We start from the raw sequence: 8,991 nt of genomic DNA, 5'->3' as shown, positions 1-8,991 counted from the left end.
CCCGCGAAGCCCGTTGCCGAGCAGGTGGTCGAACCCCGGTTGATCATGGTGATGTCGATCCTGCCGGAGTCCTCGTCGGGCGCGGCGTCCGTGGCGTCGATGGCCAGATCCTGCGTCTTGCAGAACGTAACCTTGCCGCCGGTCTCCGCCGCGCCGTTCGCGGCTGCCTCTGCCTCGGTGTCCTCACCGGAGCCCGACTTCGCGTTGCCGGCCTCCGAGCCGCCGTCGCCCGAGCCGCCCTCCGACTTCGAGCCACTGTCCGGGGTCGAAGAAGACGAGGACGAGGAGCCCTTGGAGGACGAGTCCTTCCCGGAGCTGTCGCTGCCACAGGCGGTGAGCGAAAGGGTGGCGGCGACGCCGATGGCGGCGAGAGCAGTGATGCGGGTGTACTTCACGGTGTTCCCCCAGGAGTGGCGCGGTGCATGTGGTCTGAATTATTTGTATCCCGCACCGAGTCACAGGCGGTCCACCACGACGTCTTCGTTCCGTCACAGGCGTATCGACCTCACGGTCCGCCGAGGCGTCACCGTACGGCCACCAGCCTGGCCCGAGTTCAACCTCTGGCCCCGGTCGTAGCCGTGTCTCCACCGACAGCACGGTCCGGTCCGGCACTCTGTGTCCATGACCGACGTCTTCGAGCACACCCCGCAGGTCTGGAATGCCGCGCAGCTTCGCGACGCGCTCAAGGACCTGCCCGATGCCACGCCCATCCATATCGGCGTGGCAGGCGACCCCGGCGACTTCGACGGATACCGGGACTTCGTCCTCGTGGACGCCCATCAGGTCGAGAGCTGGTGGCCGGCCACCTCCACAGCGCCGGAACGTACCGAGACAGCAAAGGCACTGACGCTGTTCGCCGACTGGGAGCCGGGCGCCTACGACCGTCTGGACTGAACCCTGGCCCACCACGGCGCCTCGCTCCGGGTACGGGGTCAGATGGGTTCAGCGGAGTGGTGCCGGTCCCCGCGTACAGCTCGGGTTCCGGCGACAGGACCCCGAGCGGCTCCCTCGTCTTCACCGCGTGCAAGGCGATCGCAGCCGCGTGAGCCACCGGCCAGTCCTCGGCTCTCCGGTCCATCGCACCCACCGCGTGCCCGGCGGTGAACGGAACGTTCTCCGCGAACCGCAGGGATGCCGTGTGCCTGCCCGCACTCGTGACCTGCCGCTCCGCGGCAGGGACCGACAGCGACAGGACGATGACGCGGCCCGTTCCGCGCGAGGCTTCGATCAGAACTGCAGGGTGTACTCGATGCCGAGCTCAAGGGCCGCCTCGGCGGCACGCTGCTCACGCTCGGCTTCCGTGAGCTCGCGACCGGCGAGCGCTTCCAGCAGCTCGGTGATGATGGTGCCGCGCTCGTTGGCGAAAACCCGCAGCCGGTTGCGCACTTCCTCGGCGGTCTTGATGCTCGTCGGTTTGCTCTTCCCGGGAGTTCTGCCGCCGGTAGAACTCCCGGGAAGAGGGCCGCCGGTCCCTGTGACTGGGAACCCGAGCCGGCCTCTGAGTGCTTCGCCTGGCCGCGCTCGCGCTCAGTGCCACGCCCGGGCATGGCATAGCGGCCTCCTTGCTCTCTGCAGTTCTCCGGAGGGGTATCGGGTGCCTGTCGGCGGCGGCCGTGAGCCATCGGCGGTATGTCGGTGGAGGCTGCGACCTTGGGCGTGTTCGTGCTCCCCATGAGCACGCGGCCCCGAGCGCAAGGAGCTTGTCATCGTGTCTTCCGCACCCCCGAGCCGACCGTGGAACGTTCACCGGCTGCCGTCTGCCGAGGGCAGGGTCTTCCTTGTCACTGGAGGTAACGCCGGGATCGGCTACTTCGTCGCGGAGCAGCTCGCCGTCACCGGTGCCGTCGTCGTACTCGGCAGCCGGGACCCCGCGAAGGCCGACGCCGCCATGGCCTCGATCCGCTCGCGCGTCTCCGGCGCGCACGTGCGGCACCTTCAACTGGACCTCGCTGACCTGTCATCCCTGAAGACCGCCGTGGACAAGCTGGACCTCGAACATCTCGACGCGGCCGTCTACAACGCAGGGGTCGCGCTCGACGACCCGCCGCGTCGAGAGACCGAGGACGGCCACGAGCTGATGTTCGGCACCAACCACCTCGGCCACTTCGCGCTCACTCAGTGGCTGGCCCCACTGCTGTCCGCAGCGCCGGCAGGCCGCATCGTGACAGTGGGCAGCTTCGCGGCACGGTCCGAGCGACTGGACCTGAGCGATCTGCAGTCGACCAGGGACTATCGGCCCAAGCGCACCTACGGCCGATCGAAGCTGGCGCAGATGTCCTTCGGCTTCGAACTCGATCGCCACCTACGCGCAGTCGGCAGCTCGGTGCTCAGCGTGGTGGCCCACCCCGGCGGCGCACTGGACTCCCTCACCCCGTCCCGCCCGCCGGTACGCGTGACATCCCCCGGCCAACGGCTGCGCGCCTTGCCCGCCGGACTCATGGTGCAGGGCAAGGACGCCGGGGCATGGCCGGTTGTCCGTGCTCTCCTCGACTCGGAGGTGCAGGGCGGGCAACTCTGGGGGCCGAGGGTCTTCGGGCTGCGTGGCACACCAAGGCGTGAGCCCGTCCCTTCTCATATGACCGACCCGGCCACCGCCGCCCGCCTCTGGGCGGCCAGCAGTGAGCTGGTCGGCACCGATCCGCACCTCGGCTTCCGATAAGCGTGAAGTTGCGCCCAGGGCGGCGTCCAGTGGCCAACTGCAGTGCTCGGCCCGGCCGGCTCGGACGCTCAGTGCGACACGAGGTCGCTCCCGGTAAGTAAGTCCAGCTACGTGAAGGAGGTATCCGATCAGCTGGACTTCGGGCCAGCGTCCAAAGTCCGTCCTCGCGCCCCCATGCGTCGCTGGTGACGGGGAGGGAAGCGGAGCGTTCAAGTCCAAGGGCACCTCGGCCGTCGAGGAGCAACAGGCGAGTGGAAGGCTGGACGGGCGAGCGCAGGTGAACCCTCGATGATGCACCGTGATCCGTAAGGCCGCGCGATGGCATGCGGGGGCGTTCACAGGACCCGGTGCTGCAAGGCGCCAAGTCGAGCAGGTCAACGGCATCCTCATGCTCCACCGACGCCTCGCCCACGGCTACGACCACCGGCCGACAACGCCGCCTCCCGAGGCTACTGGGCCTCCACCGCAGGCATGCTCCGCCGCTTCACCACCCTCAGCCCCGCCTGGCGCGACGACGTCGAGTTGGCTGCCTGAACGTCACCGAACTCCTGCGGCTGTTGCAGGCCGAACACGACGAGACCGCCGCACGCGCCGACAGCCTGCGCGAACAGATCGACCAACTCACCAGTGCCCTGGCCGAGGTCGAGGCCCGCCTCGCTGAGATCGTCACCACCGGCAAGGCCATCGACTGCCTCGCCCTGCCCGAACCCGCACAAGCCCCCGCAGGCCCCGCCACCGTCTACCGGCGTATCGCGACCGCCTTCAACGAGCATCCCCGGCGGATCCTCCGGGTTCGTGACCTACACGAACCACTCTGGCCGCCCACCGACGAGCCCTCGATCAACCTCACCCGCTCCCGCCTGGGACGGCTCGTCCGTCAGGGACTCCTCGACCAACCCGGACACGGCCGGTACCAGAAACGGACTAACGCGGCACTTCGTGGGCTGGAATCGGCACAGCCGACGGCCGCCACTCTCGCCTGATCAACCCGAACACCCACGAGTCGGATACCTCGCCGTTCACGACGCAGTCTTCCCGCAACGTCCCTTCACGCACGAATCCGATCTTCTCCAGCACCCGGGCAGACGCCACGTTGCGCGTATCGGTCTCAGCCTGAACCCGATTCAGGTCCAGTGCGTCGAACGCCCACTGCAGCACGGCGTGCACGGTCTCCGTCGCGAAGCCGGGGCCCCACATCGCATCGTCGAGGCAGTAGCCCAACGACGCGCTGCGGTACTCCGGGTTCCATCCGGTCAGACCGCACCAGCCGACGAAGGCCCCGTCAGAAGCGCGGTCGATGGCCACCCGCGCCCCGGTGCCTTCGTCCGCCATCTTCCGGCACATCGCGATGAAGCGCTCGGCGCGGGCCTGTTCGTTCCACGGCGGGGAGTCCCAATAGCGCATCACGTAGGTGCTGCTGTGCAGCGCGAAGAGGGAGTCCGCGTCGGCGTCGGTGAAGGGGCGCAGCCGCAGGCGAGCGGTGTGCAGCGTGGGGGTGGCCAAAGTCATGCGCACCATCTTGCGTCCTCATGGGCAGGCAGAACACCGAATATCCGATCCCGGTCCGGCCCTCATGACCAAGGCACCGCCCACCAGCAGATCGTGCACGCCTCCAACCAGCACCCCGACCAGCCATTCAGGGTCCGCGAACGGCACGGCTACGGCCTGCTCACCGACGGCCCAGACATGAACGTCAGCCGCAATCGCCTCGGACGCCAGGACTTCCTCCCCCAACCCGGACCAGGCCACTACTAGAAACGGACCCAACGCCCTCTTACGAGCTGGTGCGGAACATGGAAACCCCGATGGGGTGGGGGGTCTCGCTTGGCCGAAGCGCAGGAGTGGTCACCAAGTCGGCGCGCTACTTGTCACCCCGTCCGCGACAACACGCCGGTTTGTCACTTGAGGTCCGGCTGACGGTGAGAATTGAGCTACCCGCCGTCGCGAGGAACAACGCTGAGAGTCGCTGGCAATCCGCACGCCAAAGCCTCGCGGGCGGCAAGGTAGCCCGCGATTTTGAACGCCAGTTCGTGAGAGCCGAACGTATCGGCGCGGGCACGCCGCAACACCACCCGAGTGGCGATCACAACGCCGTGCTCTGGCAAGCTCAGTTGCTCCTCGATCCCCGCCGCGGCAGCGGCGAAGAAGCGCGGCAGGTTTTCGGCAGGTTCGTACTCCACCGTCAGCTCTTGGTCTACCTCGAAGGCGAAGCCCTCGGCTGCGGGCTCGAAATCCACCTCTATCTCCGCGAAATGTGGCGCGCAGTTCTGCTTCTGATGCAGGACACACACGCCACGAATCGGATGCGGCGGGAACCGAGGCAGCACTGAGGTCATACCGGAACGCTACCCCCCTGGCCGATACCCCGCCTCCGCCGTCGATTCCGGCGCTGCTCGTGATGGCCGCAGTCGGGTCGGCGGGCCCGGGTGTCTACTTTTCTCTCTCCAGCCCGGTATTTGCTGCAGGTGGTGCCCGAGGAACGTCTGGTGAATGCGAACGGAGAACTGGCAGCCACCCGCAGCGCAGCCGACATCACGGGGCCGTCGATTGCCGACGGACTGCCGGCAGTGCCGACCGCGTCTTGGACGGTGCCGGTCGACGCGGTTTCCTTCGTGGCGTCGGCGATGGTTCTGCCCCGGGTGCGCACTCACGAAGCCGGCTCCGACCAGGCCGCGCCCGGGTCGCCGGCGCCGATCAGTCGGACCGGCTGCGGCGGTTGCCCCCGTCATAGCCCGTAGGTCCTCAACGCAGGCCATGGTCTCGGTGGGACTCGTCAATGGAATCACCCGAGCCGTTTTCGTCCTGTTCCTGGCCCGTACGTTGCAGGTCCAGCCGCCCCCATCGGCCCGCTGCTCGCTGCTGGAGCGGTCGCCGGTGTCGGAGCCGGACTGCTCGTGATCCGGGTACGGAAACGCCTCGGGGCCGGCCGGACGCTGGTGCCGGGTGCTCCGTCCTCCGTTGCCTCTATGGCGATGACGAGTCGCTGCCAGGCCATGGCAGGGCGTGCTCGTGTATCTCGTGATGGTCCCGGTCGCGAGTAATTGTCAACACCTGCGGATCGGTGACTATGTGCAGGGGCTGACTTTGGTGTCGCTGTGACCGCGCAGGAGTTCAGGCGAGGCCCTTGAGGAAGTCCGAGAGCGCGGCGTGCAGGATCTTGGGCTGTTCCAGGTGCAGGTCGTGGCCGGTGCCGGGGATACTCATGGCCATGGTGGCGGGTCGCTGCCGGAGCATCTCGTCGATTTCCTGCGCCGGGATGAAGCTGGATTGAGCCAAGACGACAAGGGTGGGGCACGCGACCTGCCCCCACTCGTGCCGGAAGGAAAGCTGGGCGTTCTCCGCCAGCGAGCGGACCATCACGTCCCGGTCGAAGCGAGGCCACCATCCGCCCTCGCGTTCCTCCAGCCCGGCCGCCCAGCCCGCGCCGACCGGTCCGCCGCCGAAAAACGCGGCTGCCGCTTCGCGTGAGGGAAACGGTGTCGGCCACGAGTCAAGCCATCCGCCGATGTCCACGGGGCCGTTCGGGTTTGGACCGCCGGGGCCGGCCTCGACGAGCACGAGCGCGCGGACGAGCCCGGGATGTGCGGCGGCGGTGAGCATGGCGGTGTGACCGCCCAGCGACTGGCCAACCAGGACGGGCTGCCGCAGCGCCAGCTGATCGGCAACGGCGATGACGTCGGCGACGTAGGCTGCGCGGGAGACGTCCCACGGGTGGCACTGGCCGGCGCCGTGCCCGCGCTGGTCGACCGCGACGACTCGATACCGGGAACTCAAGCGCCGTGCCAGCATGTCCCATTCACCCGCGTGACCGGCCAGGCCGTGCAGCAACACGATGGGCTGTCCCGGCCCGCCCCAGTCCCGGCAGGCAAGCCGGACGCCGTCTCGCACCACAACGTGTTCAGACCATGCCACGTGGCCTCCAGGAAATCGGCTGGTCTCGATCATGCCTCAACCGCCTCGGGGCGTTCGACGAGCCGGCCGCGTTCGAAGCGGGCGCCGTCGCGGACGAGGGCGACGGGGTGGGGCGCGTTCACGGCCCGCCACCGCTGCTGGGCGGACTCGACGAGCTTGAAGACCATGGCCAGGGCAGCGGTGCGGGAGCCGGCGCCGCGGGTGACCTTGGTCCGCAGCCGGACCGTGTGGCGAACGTGGACTCGATCGGATTTCGTGGTCCGCAGCTGGATCCAGTGCTCGGCGGGGAAGTCGTGGAACGTCGGCAGCTCGGCCTGGTCGTCGGTGATCTTCTTGATGGCCTTGGGGAACTTCGCGCCGTAGAGCTGGGCGAACGTTCTGATCGCCGCCTCGGCGTGCTGCTTGTCCTCGGCGTTGCAGATGTCCTGGATGGCCTTCTTCGCGCCGCGCTGCGCGGACTTCGGCAGGGAGCCGGGTACGTTTGCGGTTTTGTGAACCCAGCACCTCGTCTCGCGGGTGGTGGGGAACACCTCGGCCAGCGCCTTCCAGAAGCCCAGGGCGCCGTCGCCGACCGCGAGCACCGGGGCGCGCATGCCCCGGCGAAGGACGACTGGCCTGGGCCGGTGGGCCGGTGGGCCGGTGGGCCGGTGGGCCGGTGGGCCGGTGGGCCGGTGGGCCGGTGGGCCGGTGGGCCGGTGCCAGGCTCGTTGAGGGCGACTCCGACCCGGTGCAACCGGGCCGCCCAGAACGGCTGGTCGGCCATGACAGATACCGGCACGGCAGGCACCCCGGCTCGCAGTCCGGCCGCGGTGGTGCCCGCCCCGGCGTGGTGAACGACGGCAGCCGTGCGAGGGAACAGCCAGTCGTGCGGGAGGTCGCCGATCGCCAGGACGTCATCGCTGACCGCGCTCAGGCCGGCCCATCCCGCCTGCACCACCGCGCGCACCACCGCCCGAGTCACTGCCGCCGCCACCAGCTCGCCCAAGCGTTCCCCCTGGCCCGGTGCCATGCTGCCGAACGGAGACGGTCGGCGCCGCCAACCGCAGAGCCACCAGGTCGGAGGCGTCGCGTCGTTCTACTCCGGCATCATGGACGCCTGCACACTCGCCGCCGAGGCCCTGGCCTCCGGGTGCCCGACCCGGCGTGCCGAGGCCCTCGGCCACTTCGTGCGCACCTACGCCCGCATCAGCGGCCACGACGACACCCCGGCGTTCCGTGCGCACCTCCGCACCCGGTTCCGCCGCGCAGCGCACTACGGCTCGTTCCCGCTGCGTTACTGGCGGCACGCCCTCTCTGTCATCAGCGAAACCCCGCCTCAGTCCACCGCCACCGGCCAGGGGCACCTCGCTGCTTCCCTGGCCGCGGAGCACTGGGGCGACAACGACGACACCCCAGTCCGCCTGGCCGAAGATGCCGGAGAAGCCCGGCGCCACTACACTCCCGGCGACCACTCAGAGTGACCATGCCCCCTCCGCAGCTGGAGAATTCGCGACTCCCGATTACGCGAGGTTGCCAGTTCGATCCCCCGACAACGATCTCGGGGCGCGCCTGGTCCTCATCAACGAGGGCGGCCCTGGGGTGGGTTGTCCGGGCTTCGGGGTCATGGTCTTCTGGACGGCGTTCCTGCCTACGCACCACCATGTCGGGAGACCCAAAACGCAGACCATGATCACCTCTGTGCCGGCCTTCGCCAGCATGGCCATGCTCATCAACATGGCACCCGGCCCCGACACCCTGCTCGTTGTCCGCACCTCCATGACCCAGGGCAGACAGGGCGGACTGGCCGCCGCTCTGGGCATCCTGACCGGCTGCGCAGGCTGGGGCATCGCCACAGCCGTCGGCCTGACGGCCGTCCTGACCGCATCTCCACCGGCGTACGACATGCTCCGCATCTGCGGTGCCGCCTACCTCGCCTACCTGGGGGCCACCGCTCTGTGGCATTCCAGAAGGCCGGCCGGCCCCGAACCGGCCGAGCAGACCACCACACCGGCCGGCCGCTCGTCGGCATTCCGCGCGGGAATGGGTACCAACCTTCTCAACCCCAAGGCCGGCGTGTTCTACATGAGCCTGATCCCTCAATTCGTCCCGCCCGGCGCACCGATGCTCAGCACAACGCTGCTCTTCACCGCCATCGATGTCATCGAGCTGGCAGCTTGGTACTGGCTCCTCTCCCATGCTGCCTCGGCACTGGGCACGCGCATCCAACACCCCGTGTTCCGCCGCCGCCTCGAACAGCTCACCGGCGTAGCCTTCCTCGGTTTCGCCGCCGTCCTCCTCACCTACCGTCCGTAGAACGCCAAGGCCCATCCGGCGATCCCAGCGGGAGCCCGCCTGACGAACCGTCGGCTCTGGAGGAGGGCGAAGCTTGAGTTCAGCGACCCGCTGCATCTGCTCCCTCGGACAAACGCCTTCCGATTTGA

10 protein-coding genes and 2 pseudogenes are annotated in these 8,991 nt (G+C 68.8%); 4 read left to right on the top strand and 8 right to left on the bottom strand.

Going from position 1 to position 8,991, the window contains the following annotated elements; genetic code table 11:
• Positions 1 to 395 (bottom strand): annotated as a pseudogene (locus EES42_RS35595) (hypothetical protein); the annotation flags it as partial.
• A 226-nt stretch (positions 396 to 621) separates the two neighbouring features.
• Between EES42_RS35595 and EES42_RS35590 the strand changes: the two are divergent.
• Positions 622 to 894: a DUF6225 family protein gene (locus tag EES42_RS35590; protein WP_124722374.1), complete on the top strand. Its 273-nt coding sequence runs from the start codon at positions 622 to 624 to the stop codon at positions 892 to 894.
• 333 nt (positions 895 to 1,227) lie between these two features.
• Here the strand turns inward: EES42_RS35590 and EES42_RS35580 are convergent, their stop codons facing one another.
• Complete coding sequence (locus EES42_RS35580; RefSeq protein ID WP_164495452.1) at positions 1,228 to 1,386, bottom strand: hypothetical protein; 159 nt, start codon at positions 1,384 to 1,386, stop codon at positions 1,228 to 1,230.
• Positions 1,387 to 1,708: 322 nt separating this feature from the next.
• On the opposite strand from EES42_RS35580, the gene EES42_RS35575 reads away from it, so the two are divergent.
• Complete coding sequence (locus EES42_RS35575; protein WP_124722372.1) at positions 1,709 to 2,659, top strand: SDR family NAD(P)-dependent oxidoreductase; 951 nt, start codon at positions 1,709 to 1,711, stop codon at positions 2,657 to 2,659.
• Between the two features lie 449 nt (positions 2,660 to 3,108).
• On the opposite strand, the gene EES42_RS45755 is transcribed toward EES42_RS35575, so the two are convergent.
• From EES42_RS45755 to EES42_RS46715, 6 genes and pseudogenes are all read right to left on the bottom strand, one after another.
• Positions 3,109 to 3,432: a hypothetical protein gene (locus EES42_RS45755; protein ID WP_206433762.1), complete on the bottom strand. Its 324-nt coding sequence runs from the start codon at positions 3,430 to 3,432 to the stop codon at positions 3,109 to 3,111.
• Between the two features lie 151 nt (positions 3,433 to 3,583).
• Positions 3,584 to 4,168 carry a GNAT family N-acetyltransferase gene (locus EES42_RS35560; RefSeq protein ID WP_124722371.1) on the bottom strand — a complete coding sequence of 195 codons (585 nt, stop codon included), beginning with the start codon at positions 4,166 to 4,168 and terminating at the stop codon, positions 3,584 to 3,586.
• 422 nt (positions 4,169 to 4,590) lie between these two features.
• Positions 4,591 to 4,995, bottom strand: a complete 405-nt coding sequence (locus EES42_RS35555; RefSeq protein WP_124722370.1) for a hypothetical protein — start codon at positions 4,993 to 4,995, stop codon at positions 4,591 to 4,593.
• Between the two features lie 775 nt (positions 4,996 to 5,770).
• Positions 5,771 to 6,571: an alpha/beta fold hydrolase gene (locus tag EES42_RS35550; protein WP_124722603.1), complete on the bottom strand. Its 801-nt coding sequence runs from the start codon at positions 6,569 to 6,571 to the stop codon at positions 5,771 to 5,773.
• 29 nt (positions 6,572 to 6,600) lie between these two features.
• Complete coding sequence (locus tag EES42_RS35545; protein ID WP_124722369.1) at positions 6,601 to 7,164, bottom strand: transposase; 564 nt, start codon at positions 7,162 to 7,164, stop codon at positions 6,601 to 6,603.
• A 119-nt stretch (positions 7,165 to 7,283) separates the two neighbouring features.
• Positions 7,284 to 7,589 (bottom strand): annotated as a pseudogene (locus EES42_RS46715) (nucleotide disphospho-sugar-binding domain-containing protein); the annotation flags it as partial.
• On the opposite strand from EES42_RS46715, the gene EES42_RS46710 reads away from it, so the two are divergent.
• Both EES42_RS46710 and EES42_RS35530 read left to right on the top strand, forming a co-directional pair.
• On the top strand, positions 7,579 to 8,031 hold the full coding sequence (locus EES42_RS46710) for a hypothetical protein (protein WP_241196802.1): 453 nt from the start codon (positions 7,579 to 7,581) through the stop codon (positions 8,029 to 8,031). The pseudogene EES42_RS46715 and the gene EES42_RS46710 overlap by 11 nt on opposite strands.
• Positions 8,032 to 8,236: 205 nt before the next feature.
• On the top strand, positions 8,237 to 8,863 hold the full coding sequence (locus tag EES42_RS35530; RefSeq protein ID WP_124722368.1) for a LysE family translocator: 627 nt from the start codon (positions 8,237 to 8,239) through the stop codon (positions 8,861 to 8,863).
• Positions 8,864 to 8,991: the final 128 nt, after the last annotated feature.

Source organism: Streptomyces sp. ADI95-17 (assembly GCF_003846175.1).
GTDB lineage: Bacteria > Actinomycetota > Actinomycetes > Streptomycetales > Streptomycetaceae > Streptomyces > Streptomyces sanglieri.
This window is presented reverse-complemented; position numbering and strand designations above follow the sequence as displayed.

What these genes read in the sequence shown, in the direction of transcription:
- EES42_RS35590 (WP_124722374.1), top strand. Translation starts at nt 622, where the DNA reads ATGACCGACGTCTTCGAGCACACCCCGCAGGTCTGGAATGCCGCGCAG.
- EES42_RS45755 (WP_206433762.1), bottom strand. Translation starts at nt 3,432, where the DNA reads ATGCTCGTTGAAGGCGGTCGCGATACGCCGGTAGACGGTGGCGGGGCC.
- EES42_RS35560 (WP_124722371.1), bottom strand. Translation starts at nt 4,168, where the DNA reads ATGACTTTGGCCACCCCCACGCTGCACACCGCTCGCCTGCGGCTGCGC.
- EES42_RS35555 (WP_124722370.1), bottom strand. Translation starts at nt 4,995, where the DNA reads ATGACCTCAGTGCTGCCTCGGTTCCCGCCGCATCCGATTCGTGGCGTG.
- EES42_RS35545 (WP_124722369.1), bottom strand. Translation starts at nt 7,164, where the DNA reads ATGCGCGCCCCGGTGCTCGCGGTCGGCGACGGCGCCCTGGGCTTCTGG.
- EES42_RS46710 (WP_241196802.1), top strand. Translation starts at nt 7,579, where the DNA reads ATGCTGCCGAACGGAGACGGTCGGCGCCGCCAACCGCAGAGCCACCAG.
- EES42_RS35530 (WP_124722368.1), top strand. Translation starts at nt 8,237, where the DNA reads ATGATCACCTCTGTGCCGGCCTTCGCCAGCATGGCCATGCTCATCAAC.